Source organism: Trichococcus patagoniensis, assembly GCF_003051085.1.
Classification (GTDB): Bacteria; Bacillota; Bacilli; order Lactobacillales; family Aerococcaceae; genus Trichococcus; species Trichococcus patagoniensis.
The window spans coordinates 127737-152645 of sequence record NZ_QAOM01000006.1; the positions used below are offsets into that span (position 1 = coordinate 127737).

Genomic DNA, 24909 nt, shown 5'->3' on the forward strand with positions numbered 1-24909 from the left:
TGATTCGCAGATACTACTACCGTTTCGCAACCTGCAGTCGTTCACAAAAGAGGTAAACGGCTGCAGGTTACTCCAACGTTCGGGTATCTGAACGCGAATCATCACGCTCTTTCTAAACGCGTTCTGATTCGCAGGGGATTCCGCCTAAGTTGCTATTACGTCACGGACAAAAAGCGTCCGTTCTCGTAATAGCCTCTTAGTGCTCATCCCCTAAACGCGAATCATCACGCTCTTTTTGTTTTATGTTTGAAGTGGCGGGCGGCGGCTACTGCATTTTGCCAGCCGGCATAGAGGTCTTCGCGCACTTCAGCAGGCATATTCGGATGGAATTCGCAATCGGGTTCCCAATTTTTGATGATGTCATCGGTGTCCTTCCAGAAGCCTACTGCCAATCCTGCCAAGTATGCGGCTCCCAGTGCGGTTGTCTCCATCACTTTGGAGCGAGTCAAAGTTGTGTTCAGAAGGTTGCTTTGGAATTGCATCAGGAAGTTGTTGTGGGCTGCACCTCCGTCGACGCGCATGTTCGTGATGACCAGTCCGGAATCCTTCTGCATCGTGTCCACAACGTCTTTCGTCTGGTAGGCCAACGATTCGAGCGTCGCACGGATCAGGTGCGCTTTCGAAGTCCCTCTCGTCAATCCAAAGAAAGCACCACGTACGTCCTGATCCCAATACGGTGCTCCCAGCCCGACAAACGCCGGAACCATGTAGACATTTTCGTTCGATTCAAGTAATTCAGCATATTCCTCCGATTCCGCAGCGGTCCGGATCAATTGCGCTTCATCCCGCAGCCATTGCAAGGCCGATCCAGCCACAAAGATGCTCCCCTCAAGGGCATACGTCACTTCGCCGTTCAACCCGTAGGCGATCGTCGTAAGCAGGCCATTCTCCGATTTCACCGGTGTAAGGCCTGTGTTCATAACAATGAACGCACCGGTACCGTAAGTATTTTTCACCATCCCTTGTTCAAATCCGATCTGCCCGAAAAGAGCGGCTTGTTGATCGCCGGCGATTCCGGCTATCGGGATGCGCGAACCGTAAAAATCATTTTCTTCGGTATAACCATATATTTCCGATGAAGAACGGACTTCAGGCAGCAACGTTCGCGGAATGTCCAGCAAATCCAAGATTTCCGGATCCCATTTCAAGTCGTAAATATTGAACAGCATCGTTCGGCTGGCATTGGAAACATCCGTTACGTGCACCTTTTTCCCTGTCAGCTTCCAGACAATCCACGTATCGATGGTACCGAAAAGCAGTTCGCCCTTTTCGGCCCGTTCACGAGCAGTCGGGATATGATCCAGCAACCATTTGATTTTAGTGGCGGAAAAGTAGGAATCGATGATCAGTCCGGTTTTATCATGGATGAAGTCGTTATGCCCTTCCTGCTTCAGTTTGTCGGCGATTTCCGAAGTCTGGCGGGATTGCCAAACGATCGCATGATGGATCGGCATTCCGGTAACGCGGTCCCACAAAACCGTTGTCTCGCGCTGATTCGTTACCCCTATTGCCGCAATTTCCTCCGGACGGATGGCCCCCCTGATCAAAGCATCCGCTATGACCGACTGAACACTGATCCAGATTTCATTCGCGTCGTGTTCCACCCAACCTGGCTCAGGATAATATTGCATCAATTCTCGTTGCGAAGAAGAGATGATTGTGCCCTTCTTGTCCCAGATGATTGCGCGTGTGCTGGTTGTTCCTTGGTCTATCGACATGATGTATTGTTTTTCCACTTGGACTCCTCTTCCCTGTCTTGAAATTTTTTCTTGGTTAAGAAAGAAAACGTTCTCATAAATCCGCATATGCGCATATTTAACTTCACCATTATCCTAGCATTTTTTTGAGCGAATCCCAATTATTATTCTTTATCCATTCCTGATGTATGGGATTTTATATAACTATTTTAACAACCTTTCAGCAATTTTATGTCATCAGGAAGTTGCAAATCACAAAATATAAATATTCGCCATAAATATACTATTGCCACAGCGATGGAAACCCTACCAACAACAAGCGATTTCCACAAGATTGCAGCCTTATCATTTGCAAAAACGCTTCCTTTCAGGGTAAGGTAGAATTAGAGATTTGTGAAATAAAAATTAAATATGAGGTGAAACCCATGATAGAATTCAAAAACTTAACCAAAAAGTTCCCAGGCGGGAAAATCGCTGTGGACTCTCTTAATCTGACGTTCAACGATGGCGAATTTATTGTCTTCATCGGGACGAGCGGCAGCGGAAAAACAACCTCCATGCGGATGATCAACCGTATGATCGAACCTTCCTCCGGTGAAATTCTGATCGACGGAAAAAACATCAAGGACATGAATGCGGTGGAACTGAGACGCCAAATCGGCTACGTCATCCAGCAAATCGGTCTGATGCCCCACATGACTATCTTCGAAAACATCGTTATGGTCCCAAAACTATTGAAATGGCCTGTCGAAAAACAAAGAAAAATTGCAGAAGAACTGATCCAAAAAGTAGATCTTCCGTTGGATTTTTTGGAACGCTACCCATCCGAACTGTCTGGCGGCCAACAACAGCGCATCGGTGTTATCCGGGCTTTGGCAGCCGATCAGGACATCATTTTGATGGATGAACCTTTCGGAGCATTGGATCCGATCACCCGTGATTCACTGCAGGAACTCGTCAAACAGCTGCAGCAGGAATTGGGCAAAACGGTTATCTTCGTCACGCATGATATGGATGAAGCTTTGAAACTGGCAGACCGGATTGTCATCATGCAGGAAGGAAAAGTCGTCCAATTTGATACTCCCGACAATATCCTGATGGACCCTGCGAACGAATTCGTCGAAAACTTCCTCGGCGAGGAACGCCTCAGCCAAGCCCGCACGAATTTCCGCACAGTTGAGCAGATTATGATCCGTGGCCCGGTATCCGTTTCGGCCGATCAAAATCTGTCCGAAGCGATCAAACTGATGCGCACGCGTCGTGTAGACAGCTTGTTTGTGACAGATGTGGACGATGTCTTGTTGGGCATATTGAGTGTCGAAACAATCAACCAGAACCGCCGCAAACCGGTCACTGCTGGCGAAATCATGAGTGAAGCTTCCTTTGTCCGCGAAGGCACACTCGTCCGGGATGCTTTGCAGCGTATCCTGAAATTGGGTTACAAGAATATTCCTGTCGTTGATGAAAAGAACCATCTGATCGGTTTGATCACGCGTACCTCCATTGTGGACATGGTCTACGATACAATTTGGGGAGACATGGAGCCCGAGATGCCGGCTGAAGAGGTAATCGAGACGACTGCAGATATTGAAACGGTTAAGGGGTGATGGAAAATGGACTTTTTGACAACGAACGGTTCCGAGCTGCTCTTTAAAACAGGTGAGCATTTCTACATTTCAGCCTTGGCCCTGCTGCTTGGCGTTCTGGCCGCTGTCCCTCTGGGCATCGTCTTGACGCGCTTTAAACGCTATTCCGGTTTCATCATCAGTTTTGTTTCGATTCTCCAGACGGTCCCTTCCTTGGCTTTGCTGGCCCTGATGATCCCTCTTTTCGGGATTGGAAAACTTCCCGCGATTGTAGCTTTGTTCATCTATTCCTTGTTGCCGATTCTGAGGAATACGTTCATCGGCATCTCAAATGTGGACAGCAATATTGTTGATTCCGCAAAAGGAATGGGAATGACCGAAAACCAGATCATCCTGCAAGTGAAATTGCCTTTGGCTGCTCCTGTCATCATGTCCGGAATCCGGTTGGCCGGTGTCTATGTCATTGCCTGGGCCACGCTTGCTTCGTATATCGGAGCCGGCGGTTTAGGGGATTATATTTTTAACGGATTGAATGTATACGATCAGGAAATGATCATTTGGGGAACGTTGCCGGTTACTTTTCTGGCTCTGCTGGCTGACTTCCTTCTCGGAAAGCTTGAGCGATTCGTTTCTCCACAGACAACATCCGCAAAAGGAGGGAACTGATCATGAAGAAAATAATTAGGAAATGGTTGCTGTTTCCGCTGACGGTAATTTTATTGGCGGCTTGTTCCTTGCCTGGTTTGGGTGCCTCTGTAAACAATGACGGCATCGTCATCACCGGTGGGACAACGACCGAAATGCAAATATTGAGCTATATGGTCAGAGGGATGGTCGAACACTATCTGCCCGATGCTTCCGTGGATATGGTCAATAATCTCGGCTCCTCGACACTGAATCATCAAGCGATGATTGGTGGGGATGCGAACGTCTCTGCTGCGCGCTATACAGGGACCTCCCTGACCGGTGAGTTGGGCATGGACCCTCTCACTGATCCCGTATTGGCTTTCGAGACGGTCGTAAAGGGCTTCGATGAAAACTTCGATCAGGTTTGGTTCCCATCCTACGGTTTTGCAAACACCTACGCCTTTTTGGTGACACGTGAATTCGCTGAAGAAAACAATTTGGATACTGTCAGCGACCTCGCGGCATTGGCACCGAATCTGAGAGCCGGCGTGGACAACTCCTGGATGGAGCGGGAAGGCGACGGTTATGAAGCTTTCAAAGAAACATACGGTTTTGACTTCCAGCGTGTCTATCCGATGCAGGTCGGTCTCGTCTATGATGCCCTGCAGGCGGACGAAATGGATATCGTTTTGGGCTACTCCACTGACGGACGGATCGCAAGCTACGACTTGGTTGTTCTCGAAGACGATCTGCAACTGTTCCCGCCATACGACGCCAGTCCGGTTGCCACTAAAGAGATTCTTGAGGCTTACCCTGAACTGGAGACCCTCCTTCTGAAATTGGAGGGCACAGTGACGGATGAGATGATGCAGGCGATGAACTATGAAGTCGATAACGATTTGGTGGAAGCCCAAACGGTCGCGCAAAATTTCCTGGAAGAGAACAACTATTTTGAAGATAAAGAAGTCACACCCCTAAAGGAGCGAAAATGATGAACTTAAGTGAAATGAACACACTTCAGCAATTGCTCTATTATTATAGAGAAAACGCCGGCTATGTATTCGAACAATTCACCCGCCATTTTCTGATCTCCATTTACGGGGTGCTGTTCGCGGCGATTGTCGCGATTCCGCTCGGTTTTTGGATTGCCCGCCACAAAAAACTGGCGGCTTGGATCATCGGTGCCGCCAATGTCATCCAGACGATCCCTTCGCTGGCCCTGTTGTCCATATTGATGCTGGGACTCGGGCTCGGGTCGGATACCGTCATTGCGACAGTCTTCCTGTATTCGTTGCTGCCGATCATCAAAAACACCTATACCGGTGTCCGGAATGTCGATACTGCCCTGTTGGATACGGGTAAAGGCATGGGGATGACGCGGATGCAATTGACTTATCTGATCGAGTTGCCGTTGTCGCTTTCCGTCATCATGGCCGGCTTGCGGAACGCCTTGGTCGTTGCAATCGGCATCACCGCCATCGGCACCTTCATCGGCGCCGGCGGTTTGGGGGACATCATTTCCCGCGGCGTCAATGCGACGAACGGGACAGCCATCATCCTGGCTGGCGCAATCCCCACTGCCTTGATGGCCGTTCTGGCCGATTGGTTGCTGGGTCTGATGGAAAAACGTCTGGATCCCTCCAGCAAAGTCAAACACAACCGTTGAGCGCACAAAATAAGCAGTAAAATCGAAGGACAAGGCGGTTCCAGACAAAATGGATCGCCTTGTCTTTTTGATTTTTGGAAATTTCGCCGCCCTTCTCGATCGGATAATTTCTTTTAATGATTTTCCATTTGTGATAGAATAGATTGGACTCTAGACGGACAGAAATTCTGATCTAGCAAGAGATACTTAAGGAGTGGTATAAATGTGTGGTTTTGTTGGATATATCCATGGATCGACTGCATGGAACCATCAGACTGTGATTGAAGGTATGATGAACAGAATCGTCCACCGCGGACCAGACAGTGGCGGCATGTATTCTGATGACAAGGTAACGTTAGGCTTCCGCCGCTTGAGCATCATCGATCTTTCCGATAACGGGAAGCAACCGATGTACAGTGCCGACGGAAATTTGGTGTTGGTGTTCAACGGCGAAATCTTCAACTTCCAGGAGTTGCGCGAAGATCTGAAGCAAAAAGGGCACATCTTCCATTCCAAAACGGACAGTGAAGTTTTGATCTACGGCTACAAAGAATACGGTTATGACTTCGTGAAGCAACTGCGCGGCATGTTCGCATTCGCGATCTGGGATAAGGTGAACGATACGATGTTCATCGCCCGTGATGGCTTCGGCATCAAACCGTTGTACTATACAACAAACACAACCGACGGCAGCTTGCTTTTCGGTTCTGAAATCAAGTCATTTTTGGCTCACCCTGCTTTCATCAAAGAAGTGAACAAAGATGCTTTGCGCCCTTACTTGACGCTGCAATATTCTTCGATGGGCGAAACCTTCTTCAAAGGCGTCCACAAATTGAAGCCGGCGCATTATATGGTGCTGAAAGGCAATGATATCCATACGGTCGAATATTGGGACAAGAAATTCCATGCCGAAAACGGCACTTTGGAAAGCTATGTGGAGGAAGTCAAAGCAACGATGGCCGATTCCGTCCGCGCCCACAAAATCAGTGACGTGAAGACAGGCGCTTTCCTTTCCGGCGGTGTCGATTCCAGCTTGATCACAGCTTTGATGAAACCGGAAAAATCCTTCTCGGTCGGCTTCTCCGAATATGAAAAAATGTTCAATGAAACCAACCAGGCTGCCGACCTTTCCGACATCCTCGGCATCGAGAATGTCCGCAAGTACATCTCGCCTGAGGAAGCTTTCCATGCCCTGCCTACCATCCAATACCATATGGATGAACCGCAATCGAATCCGTCTTCCGTTCCGTTGTATTTCTTGGCTGAATTGGCGAAGAAAGATGTTACGGTCGTACTTTCGGGTGAAGGCGCAGATGAAATTTTCGGCGGCTACTCTTGGTATGAACCATCCAAGAAAATGGAGACCTATGAAAAGGTCCCTTACAGCCTGAGAAAAGGCATCGGCAAATTGGCCCACAAACTGCCGAAGAATACGCTGACGACCTTCCTGGTCAAAGGCGGCCAAAAAGTGGAAGAACGCTTCATCGGTCAGGCCATCGTCTGGGATGAAGAAGAAGCAGTCGACATCCTGAAACCGGCTTACAAAAACGGCCCGGATATCCGCTCGATCACCAAACCGATCTATGACGAAGTCAAAGGCCAGGATGATGTGACGAAGATGCAGTATCTTGATCTGAACCTTTGGATGCCTGGGGATATCCTGTTGAAAGCCGACAAGATGAGCATGGCGCACTCGTTGGAGCTGCGCGTACCTTTCCTGGATAAAGAAGTCATGGAATTGGCGAAACGCATCCCTTCCGATTACCGCGTCAACGAAATCGACACGAAATATGTGCTGCGCAGAGCGGCTGCCGATGTCCTGCCGGAAGAATGGGCGAAACGTCCGAAGTTGGGCTTCCCTACTCCGATCCGTCACTGGCTGCGTGAAGAAGAATTCTACAACGAAGTCAGAAAAGCTTTCGCTTCAGACTATGCGGCGGAATTTTTCGACACCGACAAACTTGTGCAGATTCTCGATGACAACTATACGAAGAAATTGGATTACGGCCGCCAGATCTGGACTGCCTACATCTTCCTCGTCTGGTACAAACGTTTCTTCATCGATGAAACGCCTCTGTCTGCGGAAGCTTTCGTAGCTTAAAATTGTTGATTGAACATAAAAAAGAGAGTTGCCCGACAAGGGTAACTCTCTTTTTTACCTGTTCCTCTCGTTTGCAGGTAGTGGTTATGCTTTCTCATCTTTGCGTGTAAATGGTATCATGTATGTATAACAAATTGGAAAGAAGGTTATTCTATGGCCAGAGTTTTAGTTGTGCGCGCGCATCCTTTCGACAGCAGCGTCTCCCGTTCCATGAAAGTCTTGGATGCTTTTCTGGAGGAATACAAAGCTGTGAATCCTTACGATCGCATCAAGGACATGAATCTTTATGAAGTCGCAATCCCTGAAATCGACCGGGATCTTTTGACTGCATGGAAAGAATTGTCGAAAGGCGTACTGTTTGATCAATTGACTTCCCGTCAGCAGGAAAAAGTGACGCTCTTCAATCACTACACCGATGATTTCTTGTCCATGGATAAGATCATCATCGCCAATCCTTTGTGGAACATGCACGTGCCAGGTCGCCTGAAGACGTGGATCGATACTATCACTGTCGCCGGACAGACATTCCGTTACACGGAATCCGGAGCGGTCGGAATGGTCCCGGATAAAAAATTGCTGCATATCCAAGCAAACGGAGGCATCTTCGACGGACGCGACCCTGCCAGCCAGTACATCAAGAGCATTTTCCGTTTCTTGGGAGTCGAAGAAATTTCGCAACTGTTCGTTGAAGGGATGGACACATACCCGGACCGTGCCGATGAAATCGTTGCGGCTGCGATCGAAAAAGCCAAACAATTGGCCAAAACTTTCTGATATATCCGTCAACGGGCTGTCTCAAAATGAGACAGCCCGTTGCGTCTTTATGCGGTATCATCCTGTGCAGACCACTTTCAGTTGCTTGACCACCCGCAACTGCTCTTCTCCGGCGAACGCAGGCTTCGCCGGAGATCAACCCACATTCTGGTTTGTATTCTCCGGTTAGAATGGCTTAATCGGAGTTAAGTACGATTGTTAGCGGCATTCTCCGGTGAGTGGATCCTTCACCGGAGGAGCGCACGCATTCCGTAGCGCTCCTCCGGCCAGCATCCGCAAAAAAAAACGGGTGGCTGTCTCATTTTTGAGACAGCCACCCCAGTTCGTATATCCGGATTATTCTGCAGTCAGGCTGCGGATGCTTGCTTCGAAAGCAGCAACTTTTTCATCGACTGCGGATTGGCTTTCCGCTTTGGCACCAATATAGAATTTGATTTTCGGTTCTGTTCCGCTTGGACGGATGGCGATCCAACTGCCATCTTCCAGGAAGTATTTCAGCACATTCGAGCTCGGCATATCGATGCTCTCAGTTGAACCATCAGGGAAGGTCTTCGTCGAGTTACCGAAGTCTTCCGTGATCGATACGGCGATGCTTGCGAAGTCTGCCGGTGCTTCAGAACGGAATTTAGCCATCAGCGCCTTGATTTTTTCTGCTCCAGTGATGCCGGACATCGTGACGGAAATTGTCTGTTCTTTATAGTAGCCGTGCGTTTCGAAGATTTCGACCAAGCCGTCATACAGCGTTTGGCCTTTTTTCTTGTAGTAAGCCGCTACTTCAGCAATCAATACTAGAGCTTGGATAGCGTCTTTGTCGCGGACGAACGGTTTTGCCAGATAGCCGTAGCTTTCCTCGAAACCGAACAAGAATTCCTTGCTGTGGTCTTCTTCGTACTGCTTGATTTTTTCTGCAATGAATTTGAATCCGGTCAGAACATCCACCATATCCGCACCGTAAGATTTTGCGATTGCGGTCGGCAACTCGCTGGATACAATCGATTTCAGAGCTGTTCCGTTGACAGGCAATGTGCCGGCCGCTTTTTTGGCATGCAACAAGTAATCCAGCATCAAGGAAGCAATCTGGTTCCCGGTCAAGACAACGTACTCGCCTTTTGCTTTACGGACGGCTGCACCTAAGCGGTCTGCATCCGGATCGGTCGCGACCAAAATATCAGCATCCAGTTCCGTACCCAGTTTGATGGCGTATTCGAATGCGCCTGCTTCTTCTGGATTCGGTGATTTCACAGTGGAGAAGTTCGGATCGGCCACTGCCTGTTCCGGCACGAGATAGATGCCTTCAAAACCGGCGTTCTGCAAGGCACGCTCACCCATCATCTGCCCGGTCCCATGAAGAGGCGTGAAGACCAATTTCATTTCTTTGCTCATTTCATGGACAAGGGCAGGATCGACGGTCACTGTTTTGACCAGCTCAAGGTAAGCTGCGTCGATCTCTTCCCCAAGCATTTTGATCAAACCGGCTGCTTTCAGCTCTGCTTCATCACCAACTTCGATCGTCAGCGGATTTTCGATTGCTCTTACATATTCAGTCAAAGCATCCGCATCGTCAGGAGTCATCTGGCCGCCATCATCTCCGTAAACTTTGTAGCCGTTGTAATCAGCCGGGTTATGGCTCGCTGTGATCATGATGCCCGTTAGCGCATTCAAATGTCTTACCGCAAAGGATAATTCAGGTGTTGGACGCAAGCTTTCAAAAACGAAAGCCGGAATGCCGTGCGCACCCAATGTCTTCGCTGCCTCCATCGCGAACTCGGGAGATTGGTGTCTGGAATCGTATGCGATCGCGACGCCGCGTTTTTTCTCTTCTTCACCTTTCGCCTCCATCAAACGAGCCAATCCTTCGGTCGCTTGGCGTACTGTGTAGATGTTCATCCGATTGATTCCGACCCCCAGGATACCGCGCATGCCCGCAGTTCCGAATTCCAGCGGAGCAAAAAAAGCATCTTTCAGTGCTTCTTCATTTCCCTCCAAAGACTTTAATTCTTCTTTTAATGTAGATTCTAATAAGGCAAAATTATTCCATTGTGCGATGGTTTCTTGATAAGACATTTTCATCATCCTTCCCATATTAGTTTAGCTATATTATAACATTATTTACATGCCATTTGAGCGAAAACATGGAATCTACAAAAAAAGTTCACGCTCTGAAATCAGAGCATGAACTTTGATGCTATTTATCGGTGTGACAACAAATTTACTGTCGCTCTGATGTTTGTTCAGTCAGCTGTCTCGGCAGCCGCTTCGGCAGCTGCCAGACGATCATGCAGGTCTTCGATGTAAGCAAAAGCGCGGTTCCCGGCTTCCCCGCCGTCTCCGACGGCAGTCGTGATTTGGCGCAGAAGTTTCTGGCGCACATCCCCGATGGCAAAGATGCCCGGAATAGCCGTCTCCATATGCTCATTCGTGATGATCCAACCTTCTTCATCCGTGATCCCGAGATCACGGAAGGCATCCGATTGCGGCAAGATGCCGACATAGATAAAGACACCATCCACGGCTTTTTCGGTGATTTCATTGGTGTTTTTGTTTTTGATCACTACGCCCGTGACTTTTTGTCCGTCGCCCTTGATTTCTTCCACAAAAGAATCCCAAGTAAAGGAAACTTTTTCATTTTTGAAAGCACGATCCTGGATGATTTTTTGAGCGCGCAACTCATCACGTCTGTGCACGATGTTTACGTCCGCGAATTGCGTCAAATAAGTCCCTTCCTCTACGGCAGAATCTCCGCCTCCGACTACAGCCAATTTTTTGCCTTTGAAGAAAGCCCCATCACAGACGGCACAATAGGAAACGCCTCGGCCGTTGTACTGTTCCTCACCAGGAACACCCAACTTGCGGTGATAGGAACCGGTCGCAATGATGACGGCGCGGGTTTTATAGGATTTTTTGCCTGCTTCAATAATACGGTAATCGCCATCCACAACAATGCGTTTTACATCGCCATAAACGTGCTCTGCCCCAAATTGCATGGTACTTTCGTACATCCTTTCAGCCAATTCCGGACCCAATATCGATTTGAAGCCAGGGTAATTCTCGACTTCAGCGGTATTGTTCATTTCCCCACCCGGGATGCCGCGCTCCAACAGTAAGGTGCTTAAATTCGAACGGGATGCGTACAGCGCCGCGGTCATTCCGCCTGGTCCGGCTCCGATGACGATGACGTCATAAATTTTTTCAGTTTGTTCCATGTTTAGTGTATCTCCTTCTGGTGTTAAGTCTGTTCCGGGCTAATGCCGAAACCTGATTCTTATACAGTTTACTCTGACTTTATTTTTTGTGCCACAATTCTGCTCAAGGCCCTAAATTAATGGAGAAGAAGCCAAACCATGAATCGCAGAACGATTGATGGCTCGGCCTCTCTTATTTTTTTATTCAACAATCAATTGGTTTGGATTGCCTGAATGGCTATTTGCCTTCGTCCTCGGCAGCCAACTTTTCGCCCAGCTCCACCAAATAATTTTTCAATTTATCCTTTATTTCCGGATGGGTCAGACCGTAAGAAATGCTTGTCGTCAGGAAGCCGAATTTGTCTCCGACATCAAAGCGCTTGCCGTCGAAGCGTTTTGCGAAGACGCGCTGCGTTTGGTTCAAAGTATCGATGGCGTCGGTCAATTGGATTTCTCCGCCGGCACCCGGATTTTGATTTTCCAGAATTTCAAAAATTTCCGGAGTCAGCAAGTAGCGGCCGATGATAGCCAAATTGCTCGGCGCATCTTCTGGATTCGGTTTTTCGACAAATCGGCGGACGTTGAACAGGCCTGGTTCCAGTTCCTGATCCGGATCGATGATGCCGTATTTGGATGTTTCTTCATGCGGCACTTCCATCACGGCGATGTTCGAAGCATGTGTGCGCTCGTAAGCATCCATCAACTGTTTGGTCAACGGCACTTCGTCTTCCATCAGATCATCCCCAAGCATGACAACGAAAGGCTCATCCCCGACAAAGGCTTTTGCCTGCAGAACCGCATGGCCCAATCCCAATGGATAAGATTGGCGGACGAAATGGATGCGCAAACCGGTCGTTTCCTGCACCAATTCAAGCAGTTCATTTTTGCCTTTTTCGCGCAGATTCGCTTCCAACTCAATGTTCGAATCAAAATGGTCTTCAATCGGACGTTTGCTTTTTCCGGTTACGATCAGGATATCCTCGATACCTGATGCGATTGCTTCTTCAACGATGAATTGAATGGTCGGCTTATCGACGATCGGCAACATTTCTTTTGCCATCGCTTTCGTTGCCGGTAAAAAACGTGTTCCGAATCCCGCAGCAGGAATCACTGCTTTTCTGACTTTCTTCATATTGACTGGCTCCCCTTTTCCACATTTTGAGAAGATTGTTCCGCTTTGCCTTCGCGCAGCATCAATTCCTCGATTGCTTTTTTGACATCAACTTTCTCGTACAACACTTTATAGATGGCTTCCGTGATCGGCATTTCGATGCCTTTTTCCTGTGCCAATTCATAAGCGGCTTTTGTAGTCGCCACGCCTTCAACGACCATGCCCATATTGTTCAGCACCTCATCCAGGTCGTGCCCTTTACCGATCAGATCCCCGGCTCTCCAGTTACGCGAATGGCGGCTTGTTCCGGTTACGATCAGATCGCCTACCCCGCTCAAACCGAAGAATGTCATGGGATCGGCACCGAAAGCAATTCCCAACCGGCTGATTTCTGCCAATCCGCGCGTCATCAAAGCCGCTTTTGCATTATCGCCATAACCCAATCCATGGAGCGCACCGGCACCAACAGCGATGATGTTCTTCAAAGCAGCACCCAACTCAACACCGATGACATCCGTGTTCCGGTAGACCCGGAAGTAGGGATTCATGAACAGTTTTTGCACATAACCTGCATCCTCTTCGTCCTCGGAAGCGGCAGTGATCGTTGTGATGTCCTTTTTGGCGACTTCCTCCGCATGGCTCGGTCCGGAAAGGACGACTAAGCTATCGTATTTTTCAGCCGGAATCTCTTCCTGGATGATGACGGAAATCCTTTTATGCGTGTCCTGCTCCAACCCTTTGCTGGCGTGGATCAGATGCGGCTTTGTTTGGCCGTCCAACAACGCTGCCACTTCTTTTGCGACCACGCGGATCGCTTTTGTCGGTAATACAAACAAGAGCGCATCTGCTTCTTTGATCGCGGCTTTCAGATCCGTGAACGCCACAATCGCTTCACTCAACTTGGCACCCGGCAAGTAATGCTCATTCGTATGCTGTTCGTTGATTTCTTTGATTTGTTTCGGGTCATTCCCCCAAAGCCGGACATCATGTCCATTCTCATCCAATACCATGGATAAGGCGGTACCCCAAGATCCTGCCCCTAATACGGCGACTTTTTGTTTCATTTTGCTCGCTTCCCCTCCATTAAACTCTCACGCCGGAAAGAATGTACTCTTCCAACTCCTGTGGATCTTTGACTATTTTTGTTGGCTGATATGGTTGGATGAAGGCAGTCGTTTTTTCGGACCAGCCCACAAAAATGCTTGTGACGCCTGCATTATTGCCTGCGACTATATCGTGGTGATTGTCCCCGACCATTACGCTGGTTTCTCTTTCGGCGTCCAGACGCTCCATAGCCAGAAAGAGTGACTCCGGATCAGGTTTCGGTTGCGAAAAATCGCCAGAGCCGAGGATTGTATCAAAATAATCCGTGATGCCGAGGATAGCGATACCCCGTTTCAGCACATCGCTGCGCTTCGTTGAAACTACTCCCAAGCGGAGGCCTTGCTGTTTAAGATTTTCAAGCACTTCTTTAATGCCCGGAAACATGCCGATCATTTCATCATGTTTCTCCAGCATGACTTCCCTGTATCGGGCGACCAGTTCATCCTGTCGTCCCTGATCAAGATTCCCGTATATTTCCTCTAAACTGGGACCGTTGAACTGGACCATTTCCTCTTTTTTGAACCGGCCCGGAAAATTTTCCTCCATGACGACAAAGTGGCTTTCGCTGATGAGCCGGTTCGTATCGGCAATTGTGCCGTCAAAATCAAATAAAACCGTTTTGAAATTCATTCTTAAATTATGCTTCCTTTCTGGTGATGTTCGTGTAAAAGGGATCAGGCGGATAATTGTTTCTGCGTCTGTAAGCCCAGACTCCCATCGCTCCGAGGAACAGTAGTATGGACAGTGCCTGTGAAACCCGGATAGGTCCGAAAAGATACAGACTGTCCGTGCGCATACCTTCGATGAAGAAGCGGCCGAACGAGTACCACATGACATAAGTGAACATCACTTCACCGACACGCAATAGCTGTTCTTTTCTGCGCAAGAACAGAATCAGCACAAAACCGGCCAACGACCAAAGTGATTCGTACAAGAAGGTCGGGTGGTAATAAATCCCATTGATATTCATCTGTTCAATGATGAATTCGTGCAGGAACAAATTCTCCAAAAAGGCGCGGCTGACTTCCTCACCATGCGCTTCCTGGTTCATGAAATTCCCCCATCTGCCGATGGATTGCGCAATCAGGACTGCGGGTGCCAAAATATCCATCGTCAATGCAAAAGAAATCCCTTTTCGTTTTGTGTACCAGTAAATCGTCAAAATACCGGCTATCAGTGCCCCGTAAATGGCGATGCCACCATTCCAGATCTGAATGATTTCGCCTGGATTCTGCAAATAATAATCCAATTCAAACAATACATAGTAAATGCGGGCGCCGATGATCCCGATCGGTATTGTCCAGAACATCATATCGACAATGAAATCCGGATCCAACCCTTTTTTGTCGGCCTCTCTCGTCGCCAATGTCATGGCAATGAGAATACCTGCCGCAATGATGACACCGTACCAACGGATTTCCAACCCACCGAACGACAATGCGACGGGGTTCAATGCGGCTATCAAATTATTCATTTCATTCTCCTTTATGCAAACCTAATCATTTTTTTGGACGTTCTCTTTTATCAAGGCTTCCAAATTTCTTTCGAAAGTCTCAGCGGCATTGTAGCCCATGGTTTTCGCACGGAAATTCATGGCTGCCACTTCGATGATGATCGCAAGATTTCGCCCTGTCTTTACCGGAATCGTTATTTTAGGGATGCCGACATCCAGAATGTTCACGATTTCCTCCGTGCTGCCCAGACGTTCAAATTTCTTGTCTTTGCTCCAGAGCTCCAGGTTAACGATCAGATTGACTTCATTGGTCTGTTTGACTGCACCGGCCCCGAACAGCGTCATCACATCGATGATGCCGATTCCGCGGATTTCGATCAGATGGCGTAGGATGCCCGGTGCCTCACCGATCAGCGTATTTTCATCATGTTGATACAGATCGACGCGATCGTCAGCAACCAGACGGTGTCCTTTTTGGATCAATTCCAAAGCCGTTTCCGACTTCCCGACGCCGCTGTCCCCTGTAATCATGACGCCCATCCCAAAAATATCCACGAAAACCCCGTGCATCGAAACCCGTTCCGCCAACTGCGCTTCAAGGAAATTGGTGATGTTACTGGATACTCTTGTCGTTCTGGACTGCGCCGAAAGGATCGGTATGCCGGCTTCCTCCGCGGCTTTCGTCAATTCTGCCGGCGCCTGCAGCTTGCGTCCGATAACGAAGCAAGGTGTCTCTTTGCTGCATAGTCGCCTCATGACGATCAGGCGCTCTTCGGCGGTCATCCTCTCGATGAATGTCAGTTCCGTTTTCCCCAACAACTGGATACGGGCTGACGGGTAGAAATTAAAGAAACCTGTCAATTCAACGCCAGGTCTGGAGATTTCGCTGGTCGTGATCTTGTTGCCCAAAAATTCTTCTCCGCTCAGTACAATGTAACCTGAAGAATCCACTAATTCCTGTACAGTGACTGTATTCGCCATTCTTATCCCTCGCTCTATCATATAATTTCCTGACCCAGATCGGACAGGATTTTTTTACATTCTCATCTTGCCGCAAACAATGATTGAATCGCTTGTGGTTTATTGTATTCCTATCCATCATAACATTTTATGCATGCATACGAAAGAACAAAAAGGCAGCTGAAACAATCGTTTCAACTGCCTTACTTTATATTATTTGGAGCTAAGTGCCGCAACAGAACCCTGTTGGTTAACGCGCGTCGTCCCTGTTCAGGAACATATGCACGACCGACATGATCAGAGCCACCAGGAACGCTGTGCCGTAGCTCGTGAAGTGGAATCCGGGACCGACCAACCAAGACGTCAGATACAGCATAAAGCCATTGATGACGAAGCTGAACAATCCGAATGTAAGGATTGTGATCGGGAACGAGAGGATCGAAAGCACTGGTTTGATCAAAAAGTTGACGATGCCCAAAATGATGCTGGCCCAAAATGCCGTCCAAAGGCTATGCACATAGAACGAAGGTGCCATAAAATAAGCCAGAGCGATGAACACCAGCGAGTTGACCGCCGCTTTCTTCCAAAACCCCATCAGAAATCACTCCAGTCGTCCTCTTCTTGTTTTTCCACTGGTTTTGCTTCTTTTACAGATCTCGAAGTGTCGGTTCCGCGGCGGGAAGATGAGGAACCATACGTTCCGCCGAACGATTGTCCGCTGTCATTTCGACCCGGTTCAGGCATCAGTACCGCCATCAGGATGTACAGCAACACGGGCGATCCGACACCCGCAAATACGGAAATCAGAAATACCACACGCACAATCGTCGAGTCGATGCCGAAGTATTCGGAAATACCCCCCAGAACACCGCTGACTTGTCTGTCTGTAGCAGATTTAGTTAATTTTTTCATGTTCGTTCTCTCCTTATATATGCCATTTATTGTCGCTATTTTTAGTTATTTTTTAAGAATATGTTTCCTGTTGTTGTCTTTAATTCTACCATAACCGGCGCTTCCTCGTCCATTCGTCTGAATTCCAAGTACTTATTGGTGTGTTCATTTTTTTGACGGATGATTTCAATGTTTTCCATCCGGTTCATGATTTTCCCCAAAGAGCTGCTGGCTTTCACTTCTGCGCTTTTGACAGCAGGCAAGGACAGCTTGACTGACCCGTTGACGGAGCTGGCTTGGATTTGTTTGGCGTTGGTTCCCGGATAGGAAAGTTTCACATCGCCGTTCACAACGGAAACAGTTGCGCTGATGACATCACTCTTCATCGTCAGGCTGCCGTTGATGGTCTTTGCCAGAACATCAACAATCGTGCTTTCTGAGACATCCAGGTTCCCGTTGACGCCATCCGTCTCCAACATGATTGCCTTGAGACCTGAGATTACCATATTGCCGTTCGTGGATTTGATGTAAAAATCTTTTCCTTCAATGTTTTTCAGGGTCGCATTCCCGTTCAACATCTTGATTGCGACGTAATCGTATTCGCGTTTCGGCAAGGACACGACGATATCGCATTTCACCCGTTTATTTGGAACGCGGAAAGTGAATTTATCCTCATCCATCACCAGCGTGCTCCGAGCATCGAATGCTTCCTTCGCTGTCGCTTCTTCGGTTTTCCCATAGATTTTCACATCCGCGGCGACCGAAATGGTTTCGTTATCCCAACTCTGCAGCGTCACATTGCCGTTTGCCAGTTGGAAATCAAGTATCGTCGCTGTATTTTTATCGAATGTGAATTCATGTTGGAATTTGCTGGTGATCAACCCAGGGATCTTGATGTTGAAATCTGTATCTTTCCAATCGACATTCTCTACGACCGTTTGCACTGTATCGGTCAAAAATTTGCTTAATTGTGCGCCTGCCTTGGTGAGGCGATCCGTGAAATTGGTGGCTGTATCTTTCCAGTCCTCTTTATTACCCAGTTTCTCGCCAAAAGATTTCACACTGTTTTCCACATGCTCTTTCTTGAGGCTGCGCATTTTTTGTTCCATCTCGGCTTTTTCGGCTTCCAGTGCGGCAGCTTGCCCGCGGAGACCTTCCAGCTCTTCATCCAAGCGCATCAAGGTAATTTCTTGCTCGCCCGTCAAATCGCCCAGTTCATCGGCTGTCGCCAATTCTTGCCTTTTTTCGGCTTTGTCGTTGATCTGTTTTTTCAGCGATTGGAGCGCCTCGCCTTTTCCATCGATCTGAGAGGAGAAATAGGAAATCTCGCTGGCCAATTCATCCAAAATCTTTTCCAAATTTTTGCGGTCTTCCCGCTCTTGAGCGGATGCTTGATCAGTCTGCTCTGTGTATTCTGATGCAATATCGGGTGTATCGGTAAAATCTTGCTGCTGATTCAACTTCACAGCATCTTTTCCTTCGCGCTTCGCCAAGTTTTCCAAAAGCACCAAGGCTTCTTCTGTAGTGATGATGCCTTCTCTTACCAACGCCAAAATACGGTCTCTTTCATTCATGGTAGTTCCTCCTTGATGGTTATCCATTTATCCATTCACTGATATGGGACAGTTTGCCTGTTTCTGATTATCTGTTGCTTATGTACTTATTATGCCCAATTTCTTTTCCCTTGTCATAGGTCTTAAGATTGATTTTCCCTTCAGCAGAAATGACTAGAGGACTGTAAGAAAAGCGGAACGGGTTCGTTCAGCCCTGAAAGAAATTTAGGAAATCGAGCCGACTGAGCATCGTAGAGCGCAATAGGCACGATTTATCTAATTTCCGAAGGGCTAACCCGTGAAGCTAGCCAATGATTTGAACACCAAAGGTGATGCACTTATGATTCAAAAAACCACATACTTTCCTACTTATTACGAGGAAAAAAGGCCAACCGGAATCGGCTGGCCTTTCGCTATCTATTTTGTCTTTTTGTTTCTTGCTTTATCCCGTTCCAGAATGGGTTTCAGGAATTGGCCGGTGTAGCTTCCCTTCACTTCGGCGATTTCTTCCGGAGTGCCGGTTGCGAGAACGGTCCCCCCGCCGGCACCGCCTTCAGGGCCCATATCGATGATGTAATCGGCCGTTTTAATCACGTCGAGATTGTGTTCGATTACGACGATCGTATTGCCGGCTTCCACCAAGCGGTCCAAAACCTGCAGCAATCTGGCGATATCGTGCGTGTGCAACCCAGTGGTAGGTTCATCCAGTATGTAGAATGTCTTTCCGCTTGATACGCGTTGCAGTTCACTGGCCAATTTCATCCGCTGGGCTTCACCGCCGGATAAAGTAGTGGCTGGCTGCCCCAATGTCACATAGCCGAGGCCGACATCAACGATGGTCTGCAGTTTGCGCCTGATTTTAGGGATGGCTTCAAAATAGGCCAAAGCTTCCTCAATCGTCATATCCAAGACTTGGGCGATGTTCTTGCCTTTGTATTGCACTTCCAAAGTTTCGGAATTGTAGCGCGTGCCATGGCAGACTTCGCAAGGCACGTAGACATCCGGCAGGAAATGCATCTCGATCTTGAGAATGCCGTCGCCGCGGCAGGCTTCACAACGCCCACCCTTGACGTTGAAGCTGAAACGACCTTTTTTATAGCCGCGTATTTTGGCTTCGTTGGTGCTGGCAAAAAGGTCGCGCATGTCATCGAAGACGCTGGTGTAGGTTGCCGGGTTGCTTCGCGGCGTCCGTCCGATTGGGCTTTGGTCGATATCGATGACTTTCTCCAGACCTTCGAACCCGCTGATTGTCTTAAACTTGCCCGGTTTTTCTTTCGTACGGGTCAATTCTTTGGCCAGGGCTGTCTTCAGGACATTATTGACCAGTGAGCTCTTTCCTGAACCGGAAACGCCTGTGACTGCGACGATTTTCCCTAAAGGAAAAGCGGCATCCACATTCTTCAGGTTATTTTCAGTAGCACCGGTCACTTTGACGGCACCTTTGTCTTCCGTTCTTCGCTTCTCCGGGACCGGGATGAACAATTTCCCGGACAGGTATTTCCCGGTCAAGGATTTCCTGTTTTTCATGACTTGCTCGGGCGTACCGGCAGCCACAATTTCGCCGCCGAGTTCACCGGCACCCGGTCCGATATCGATCAGATAATCCGCCTGCATCATCGTGTCTTCATCATGTTCCACAACGATCAGCGTGTTACCGAGGTCGCGCATGCTTTTCATCGATTCAATCAGGCGGTTGTTGTCGCGTTGATGCAACCCGATCGATGGCTCATCCAAAATGTAGAGCACACCGGACAGGTTGGAACCTATTTGCGTCGCCAAGCGGATCCGCTGCGCTTCCCCACCGGAAAGCGTGCCTGCTGTCCGACTCAAGGTCAAGTAGTCAAGGCCGACGTTCTTCAGGAAAGTCAATCGGGACAAAATTTCCTTCAGGATAGGCGCCGCAATCTGTTTTTCTTGTTCCGAAAGAGAAATCTCTTCGAAGAAGGCGACCGCATTCTCAATGGAAAACTCCGTGACTTGACCGATGTCGTGTTGGGCCACCTTCACGGATAGGGCCTGCTCATTCAAACGATAGCCGTGGCAAGTATGGCAAGGCAACTCGGTCATGTATTGGCGCATCGCTTCGCGCGTAAAATCGCTCGATGTCTCTTTGTAGCGGCGATTGACATTGGTGATGACCCCTTCAAAAGGGATATCGACATCACGGACACCGCCGAATTCATTCTGATAATGGAAATGGAACAGGTCGCCTCCAGCACCATAGAGCAGTTTCTGCTGGGTATCGTTGCTCAATTCGGCAAACGGAAGGTCCATATCGATGCCATTCTGAGCACAAAACTGGCGCAGCATTTCCGGATAGTAATTCGAACTGATCGGGTTCCAGGGCACCAAAGCCCCCTCATTCAAGGAAAGCTGCTTATCAGGAACGATCAAGTCGGGATCCACTTCCAATTTCATCCCCAGCCCATCACATTCGGAACAGGCTCCGTAGGGCGCGTTGAAAGAAAACAGGCGCGGTTCGATCTCACCAATCGTAAAGCCACAGTAAGGACAGGCATGGTGTTCGCTGAACAAAAGCTCTTCACTGCCGATGACATCAACGACGGCGTATCCATCAGCCAGATGCAACGCCGCTTCGATCGAATCGAAGATTCGCGAGCGGATACCTTCCTTGATGACCACCCGATCGACAACAATGGCGATGTCATGTTTTTTGTTCTTTTCCAATTCAATGTCATCGGAGACATCAAATAATTCCCCATCCACACGAACGCGGACGTAGCCTTGCTTTTTGATGTCTTCAAACACTTTTTTGTGCTGGCCTTTTTTCCCTTTGATGATCGGTGCCAATATCTGCAGTTTCGTGCGTTCCGGCAGCTCAAGAACCTGATTCACCATCTGTTCGGGGGATTGGCTGCTGATCGGAGTGCCGTCATTCGGACAAATCGGATGCCCGACACGTGCAAAAAGCAGCCTCAGGAAATCATTGACTTCCGTAACGGTACCGACTGTCGAACGCGGATTGCGGTTCGTCGTCTTTTGATCGATCGCAATTGCTGGACTCAGGCCATCGATACTGTCCACGTCCGGTTTGTCCATCTGGCCCAAAAACTGGCGTGCATAGGCGGAGAGGCTTTCCACATAACGTCTTTGCCCTTCCGCGTAAAGCGTATCGAAAGCCAACGAGCTCTTGCCCGATCCGGAAAGACCGGTCATGACGACAAGTTTGTCTCTCGGGATGGTGACATCTATATTCTTCAAATTGTGCGAACGGGCTCCCCGTACGATGATTTGGTCTTTTGCCATGTTTTCAGATCCTTCTTTGACTTATTCTTTGATTTTCGTCTGCTTCCTAATTGTCTGTAGTATACCATATCCAAGGTTGAAAAGAACACTAGTTCGCACGAATATTCAAGTCTCTTTCTTGTCTGCTGCGGCTGTATCCGCCTCTTTATGTCCATCATCCCTACCGTGTTCGGTATGTTCGACAGCCAAATGCAGAATTGCGTAGACATGCTGATCATCCTGACTGTAGAGGATATTTTTTCCGCTTCTTCTGCTTTTTACCAACTTTGCTTCCCGCAGCTTTTTCAGCTGGTGCGAAACTGCGGATTGCTCCAAATCCAGTTCCTCTGCAATGGCATTAACGTTCAGTTCCCGATTTTCCAACATATGGAGGATCAAAAAACGGGTCGGATCGCCGATCAATTTGAAAATTTTCGTAACTGCTTGTATCGTTTCTGTATTCAAGTCTGACATCATCTCACTAAGACCCCTATTCCTTACCTTCAATCCTTATTTTAGCAAATTCATCCGTTCTATGAAAGCTATTGCCCTTGCTGTCAAAGGCAAGCTGCTGCAAGGGAACTATCTTAGCTTAGGTACCGAAACGACGCAGAAACAAAAAAGCGTTGCGGCACCTTTTGGGCATCACAACGCTTTTCGCATTAAATTTTATGGTGGACATTCAGTTCTACGACTTCGCCGGAATCCAAGTAAATGATCCACTCGGAGATATTCGTTACATAATCGCCTATTCTTTCCAAATAAGTCGAAATGCGCATGTAATTGGTTCCGCCCAAAACGATTTCCGGGTCCTGTTTCATCTGCTCGATGCAGCTTTCGTAGATATTTTTTGCCTGAGCATCAATTTCTGTATCCCTTGCCGCAATCTCGCGGGCCCGATCGGCATCCATCACGACGTAAGCATCCAGGACTTCCTTTACCATCGCCATGACCTTCAAGGCTGTTTCCGCGATAGCCGTTTCAAGATCGGCATCATGCTTGTTGCCTTTCACTTTGATCGTCGATTTTGCGATACTGACCGCATGATCGCCGATCCGCTCCAGATCCGCGCTGGCCTTCATCACCGTCACGATTTTGCGCAAGTCCGTAGTGACTGGCTGTTGCAAGGCTATCAGTTCGAAACATTCGATTTCCAGATCGTTCTCTAGTTTATTGATGGCCGCATCTTCATCTATGACTTGCTGCGCCAATTCTTTGTCGTGCGTGACAAAAGCATCCACTGATTTCTGGATTGCTTCATTGACCAACACACCCATCTTCAAAAAGTGAGCGTGCAAACTCTTTAATTCCTCTTCAAACACTCGTCTCATCACAAACCAACCCCTTTGTAAATATTTTTCATTATGCAACGGATCAGCCGAAACGTCCAGAAATATAATCTTCCGTTTGTTTTTCTTTTGGATTGGTGAAGATTTGGCTCGTTTCCCCGAATTCAATCAATTCTCCACTCAAGAAAAAGGCAGTATTATCAGAAATCCGCGATGCTTGTTGCATATTGTGCGTAACAATGATCATCGTGTACTCGTTTTTCAATTCCATCAGCATCCGTTCGATCTGCGCACTGGAAATCGGATCCAACGCGCTCGTCGGCTCATCCAACAAGATGACTTCCGGTTCGATCGCCAAGACCCGGGCGATGCAGACACGTTGCTGCTGGCCGCCGGATAAAGATAAGGCGCTCTGGTCCAATTTATCTTTGACATCGTCCCAAACAGCCGCTTTCTTCAGGCTTTCTTCCACAATCCGGGCGATTTTTTCTTTGTCCTTCATTCCGGCGATGCGCAAGCCATACGCCACGTTGTCGAATACCGAAAACGGGAATGGATTCGGCTGTTGGAAAACCATTCCGACCTTTTTCCTCAACTCTACAGTATCCATCTGAGGACTGTAGATGTCCTGATCATTGAAGCTGATTTTCCCGGTGACCGTCACATCCGGAATCAAGTCGTTCATGCGATTCAGGGTCCTTAAGTAGGTGGATTTCCCGCATCCGCTCGGACCGATCAGAGCCGTGATTTCTTTTTTATGGAAATCAAGCGAAATGCCCTTCAGCGCTTCGTTCTTTCCGTAATATAAATGTACATCACGCGTTTCAATAATGGGTTTTGTGCTGTTCACGTTGCTTTCCTCCTAGCCGAAATGCCCAGAAACATAATCTTCCGTCTGTTGAATCTTCGGACGGGTAAAGATTTTTCTGGTCTCATCATATTCAATGACATTGCCCAAATAGAAGAACGCCGTATAGTCACTGATCCGGGATGCTTGTTGCATATTGTGTGTAACAATGATGATCGTATACTTTTCCTTCAACTCCAGCAAGGTCTCCTCGACTTGGGAAGTCGATATCGGATCCAACGCGCTGGCCGGTTCATCCAAAAGCAGGATATCCGGCTTCAATGCGATCGCCCTTGCGATGCAGAGGCGCTGCTGTTGGCCACCGGAAAGCGCTAAGGCGCTCTTGTTCAACTGGTCCTTCACTTGGTCCCAAAGGGCAGCTTGTTTCAGGCTGGTTTCGACGATTTCGTCCAATGTCGCTTTGTCCTTCAGGCCGTGCCTTCTCAGCGCAAAAGCGATGTTCTCATAAATCGATTTGCTGAAAGGATTCGGCCTTTGGAATACCATCCCGATATTTTTCCGCATTTCGAATACATCTACTTCAGGCACGTTCACATCGATGCCTTGGTAAATGATTTCCCCAGTCACTTTTGCGCCGGGAACAGTGTCGTTCATCCGGTTCAACGAACGAAGATAAGTCGATTTTCCGCACCCGCTCGGTCCGATCAGCGAGGTGATTTTATTCTTTTCAAATTCCATGGACACGCCTTTGATTGCTTCAAAATCGCCATAATGAACATGCAGATCATTTGTCTTCAGGGCAACTTCAGCCTCAGGACGCATCCGGATGATATTCGTTGCCAATGTGTTTTCATTTCCCATCAAGGGTCCCTCCTTCAAGTC

22 protein-coding genes are annotated in these 24909 nt (G+C 48.3%); 6 read left to right on the forward strand and 16 right to left on the reverse strand.

All coding sequences use genetic code 11. The features are described from left to right. Positions 1-224: 224 nt before the first annotated feature. On the reverse strand, positions 225-1736 hold the full coding sequence (glpK, locus tag C8U37_RS05475; protein ID WP_108032252.1) for a glycerol kinase GlpK: 1512 nt from the start codon (positions 1734-1736) through the stop codon (positions 225-227). Positions 1737-2122: 386 nt separating this feature from the next. Between glpK and C8U37_RS05480 the strand changes: the two genes are divergently transcribed. The 6 genes from C8U37_RS05480 (at position 2123) to C8U37_RS05505 (ending at position 8430) form a co-directional block, all read left to right on the forward strand. Next, positions 2123-3304, forward strand: coding sequence for a betaine/proline/choline family ABC transporter ATP-binding protein (locus C8U37_RS05480; RefSeq protein WP_108032253.1), 1182 nt, complete (start codon positions 2123-2125; stop codon positions 3302-3304). A 6-nt stretch (positions 3305-3310) separates the two neighbouring features. Further along, positions 3311-3949: an ABC transporter permease gene (locus C8U37_RS05485; protein WP_108032254.1), complete on the forward strand. Its 639-nt coding sequence runs from the start codon at positions 3311-3313 to the stop codon at positions 3947-3949. Positions 3950-3951: 2 nt separating this feature from the next. Next, positions 3952-4902 (forward strand): osmoprotectant ABC transporter substrate-binding protein, encoded by a 951-nt coding sequence (locus tag C8U37_RS05490; RefSeq protein WP_211306135.1) that lies wholly within the window; start codon positions 3952-3954, stop codon positions 4900-4902. After that, the gene (locus C8U37_RS05495; RefSeq protein ID WP_281257487.1) at positions 4899-5576 is read left to right on the forward strand and encodes an ABC transporter permease; all 678 of its coding nucleotides are present in this window, start codon (positions 4899-4901) and stop codon (positions 5574-5576) included. The genes C8U37_RS05490 and C8U37_RS05495 overlap by 4 nt, the downstream gene beginning before the upstream one ends. 202 nt (positions 5577-5778) lie before the next feature. Further along, positions 5779-7656: an asparagine synthase (glutamine-hydrolyzing) gene (gene asnB / locus C8U37_RS05500; RefSeq protein WP_108032257.1), complete on the forward strand. Its 1878-nt coding sequence runs from the start codon at positions 5779-5781 to the stop codon at positions 7654-7656. Between the two features lie 153 nt (positions 7657-7809). Then, positions 7810-8430 (forward strand): NAD(P)H-dependent oxidoreductase, encoded by a 621-nt coding sequence (locus tag C8U37_RS05505; protein WP_108032258.1) that lies wholly within the window; start codon positions 7810-7812, stop codon positions 8428-8430. 336 nt (positions 8431-8766) lie between these two features. Here C8U37_RS05505 and C8U37_RS05510 read toward each other — a convergent pair whose 3' ends face one another. The 15 genes from C8U37_RS05510 to pstB (C8U37_RS05580) form a co-directional block, all read right to left on the reverse strand. After that, the gene (locus tag C8U37_RS05510; RefSeq protein ID WP_108032259.1) at positions 8767-10494 is read right to left on the reverse strand and encodes a phospho-sugar mutase; all 1728 of its coding nucleotides are present in this window, start codon (positions 10492-10494) and stop codon (positions 8767-8769) included. 167 nt (positions 10495-10661) lie between these two features. Further along, on the reverse strand, positions 10662-11633 hold the full coding sequence (gene trxB / locus C8U37_RS05515) for a thioredoxin-disulfide reductase (protein ID WP_108032260.1): 972 nt from the start codon (positions 11631-11633) through the stop codon (positions 10662-10664). A gap of 217 nt (positions 11634-11850) precedes the next feature. After that, complete coding sequence (gene galU, locus C8U37_RS05520) at positions 11851-12744, reverse strand: UTP--glucose-1-phosphate uridylyltransferase GalU (protein ID WP_086629367.1); 894 nt, start codon at positions 12742-12744, stop codon at positions 11851-11853. After that, on the reverse strand, positions 12741-13787 hold the full coding sequence (locus tag C8U37_RS05525) for an NAD(P)H-dependent glycerol-3-phosphate dehydrogenase (RefSeq protein WP_108032261.1): 1047 nt from the start codon (positions 13785-13787) through the stop codon (positions 12741-12743). Before C8U37_RS05525 ends, galU begins: the two co-directional genes overlap by 4 nt. A 19-nt stretch (positions 13788-13806) precedes the next feature. Further along, on the reverse strand, positions 13807-14457 hold the full coding sequence (locus C8U37_RS05530; protein WP_108032262.1) for an HAD-IA family hydrolase: 651 nt from the start codon (positions 14455-14457) through the stop codon (positions 13807-13809). Between the two features lie 7 nt (positions 14458-14464). Further along, positions 14465-15301: a prolipoprotein diacylglyceryl transferase gene (lgt, locus tag C8U37_RS05535; RefSeq protein ID WP_108032263.1), complete on the reverse strand. Its 837-nt coding sequence runs from the start codon at positions 15299-15301 to the stop codon at positions 14465-14467. A gap of 21 nt (positions 15302-15322) precedes the next feature. Further along, positions 15323-16261: an HPr(Ser) kinase/phosphatase gene (hprK, locus tag C8U37_RS05540; protein ID WP_108032264.1), complete on the reverse strand. Its 939-nt coding sequence runs from the start codon at positions 16259-16261 to the stop codon at positions 15323-15325. Positions 16262-16490: 229 nt separating this feature from the next. Further along, positions 16491-16835, reverse strand: coding sequence for a phage holin family protein (locus tag C8U37_RS05545; protein WP_108032265.1), 345 nt, complete (start codon positions 16833-16835; stop codon positions 16491-16493). Continuing rightward, positions 16835-17152 carry a PspC domain-containing protein gene (locus C8U37_RS05550; protein WP_108032266.1) on the reverse strand — a complete coding sequence of 106 codons (318 nt, stop codon included), beginning with the start codon at positions 17150-17152 and terminating at the stop codon, positions 16835-16837. The genes C8U37_RS05545 and C8U37_RS05550 overlap by 1 nt, the downstream gene beginning before the upstream one ends. 41 nt (positions 17153-17193) lie before the next feature. Then, on the reverse strand, positions 17194-18705 hold the full coding sequence (gene liaX, locus C8U37_RS05555; RefSeq protein WP_170100198.1) for a daptomycin-sensing surface protein LiaX: 1512 nt from the start codon (positions 18703-18705) through the stop codon (positions 17194-17196). A 396-nt stretch (positions 18706-19101) separates the two neighbouring features. Beyond that, positions 19102-21951: an excinuclease ABC subunit UvrA gene (gene uvrA / locus C8U37_RS05560; protein WP_108032268.1), complete on the reverse strand. Its 2850-nt coding sequence runs from the start codon at positions 21949-21951 to the stop codon at positions 19102-19104. Positions 21952-22056: 105 nt separating this feature from the next. Continuing rightward, complete coding sequence (locus C8U37_RS05565; protein ID WP_108032308.1) at positions 22057-22404, reverse strand: ArsR/SmtB family transcription factor; 348 nt, start codon at positions 22402-22404, stop codon at positions 22057-22059. Between the two features lie 188 nt (positions 22405-22592). After that, entirely contained in the window at positions 22593-23261 is a 669-nt protein-coding gene (gene phoU, locus C8U37_RS05570; RefSeq protein ID WP_108032269.1) for a phosphate signaling complex protein PhoU, read from the reverse strand. Between the two features lie 43 nt (positions 23262-23304). After that, a complete protein-coding gene (gene pstB, locus C8U37_RS05575; protein ID WP_108032270.1) occupies positions 23305-24069 on the reverse strand; it encodes a phosphate ABC transporter ATP-binding protein PstB in 765 nt (254 codons plus the stop codon). A 12-nt stretch (positions 24070-24081) separates the two neighbouring features. Then, positions 24082-24888 carry a phosphate ABC transporter ATP-binding protein PstB gene (pstB, locus tag C8U37_RS05580; protein ID WP_108032271.1) on the reverse strand — a complete coding sequence of 269 codons (807 nt, stop codon included), beginning with the start codon at positions 24886-24888 and terminating at the stop codon, positions 24082-24084. Positions 24889-24909: the final 21 nt, after the last annotated feature.

Bases quoted from the DNA above. Each gene is read 5' to 3' on its own strand.
- C8U37_RS05480 (WP_108032253.1), top strand. From the start codon at position 2,123: ATGATAGAATTCAAAAACTTAACCAAAAAGTTCCCAGGCGGGAAAATC.
- C8U37_RS05485 (WP_108032254.1), top strand. From the start codon at position 3,311: ATGGACTTTTTGACAACGAACGGTTCCGAGCTGCTCTTTAAAACAGGT.
- C8U37_RS05490 (WP_211306135.1), top strand. From the start codon at position 3,952: ATGAAGAAAATAATTAGGAAATGGTTGCTGTTTCCGCTGACGGTAATT.
- C8U37_RS05495 (WP_281257487.1), top strand. From the start codon at position 4,899: ATGATGAACTTAAGTGAAATGAACACACTTCAGCAATTGCTCTATTAT.
- asnB (WP_108032257.1), top strand. From the start codon at position 5,779: ATGTGTGGTTTTGTTGGATATATCCATGGATCGACTGCATGGAACCAT.
- C8U37_RS05505 (WP_108032258.1), top strand. From the start codon at position 7,810: ATGGCCAGAGTTTTAGTTGTGCGCGCGCATCCTTTCGACAGCAGCGTC.
- C8U37_RS05510 (WP_108032259.1), bottom strand. From the start codon at position 10,494: ATGTCTTATCAAGAAACCATCGCACAATGGAATAATTTTGCCTTATTA.
- trxB (WP_108032260.1), bottom strand. From the start codon at position 11,633: ATGGAACAAACTGAAAAAATTTATGACGTCATCGTCATCGGAGCCGGA.
- galU (WP_086629367.1), bottom strand. From the start codon at position 12,744: ATGAAGAAAGTCAGAAAAGCAGTGATTCCTGCTGCGGGATTCGGAACA.
- C8U37_RS05525 (WP_108032261.1), bottom strand. From the start codon at position 13,787: ATGAAACAAAAAGTCGCCGTATTAGGGGCAGGATCTTGGGGTACCGCC.
- C8U37_RS05530 (WP_108032262.1), bottom strand. From the start codon at position 14,457: ATGAATTTCAAAACGGTTTTATTTGATTTTGACGGCACAATTGCCGAT.
- lgt (WP_108032263.1), bottom strand. From the start codon at position 15,301: ATGAATAATTTGATAGCCGCATTGAACCCCGTCGCATTGTCGTTCGGT.
- hprK (WP_108032264.1), bottom strand. From the start codon at position 16,261: ATGGCGAATACAGTCACTGTACAGGAATTAGTGGATTCTTCAGGTTAC.
- C8U37_RS05545 (WP_108032265.1), bottom strand. From the start codon at position 16,835: ATGGGGTTTTGGAAGAAAGCGGCGGTCAACTCGCTGGTGTTCATCGCT.
- C8U37_RS05550 (WP_108032266.1), bottom strand. From the start codon at position 17,152: ATGAAAAAATTAACTAAATCTGCTACAGACAGACAAGTCAGCGGTGTT.
- liaX (WP_170100198.1), bottom strand. From the start codon at position 18,705: ATGAATGAAAGAGACCGTATTTTGGCGTTGGTAAGAGAAGGCATCATC.
- uvrA (WP_108032268.1), bottom strand. From the start codon at position 21,951: ATGGCAAAAGACCAAATCATCGTACGGGGAGCCCGTTCGCACAATTTG.
- C8U37_RS05565 (WP_108032308.1), bottom strand. From the start codon at position 22,404: ATGTCAGACTTGAATACAGAAACGATACAAGCAGTTACGAAAATTTTC.
- phoU (WP_108032269.1), bottom strand. From the start codon at position 23,261: ATGAGACGAGTGTTTGAAGAGGAATTAAAGAGTTTGCACGCTCACTTT.
- pstB (WP_108032271.1), bottom strand. From the start codon at position 24,888: ATGGGAAATGAAAACACATTGGCAACGAATATCATCCGGATGCGTCCT.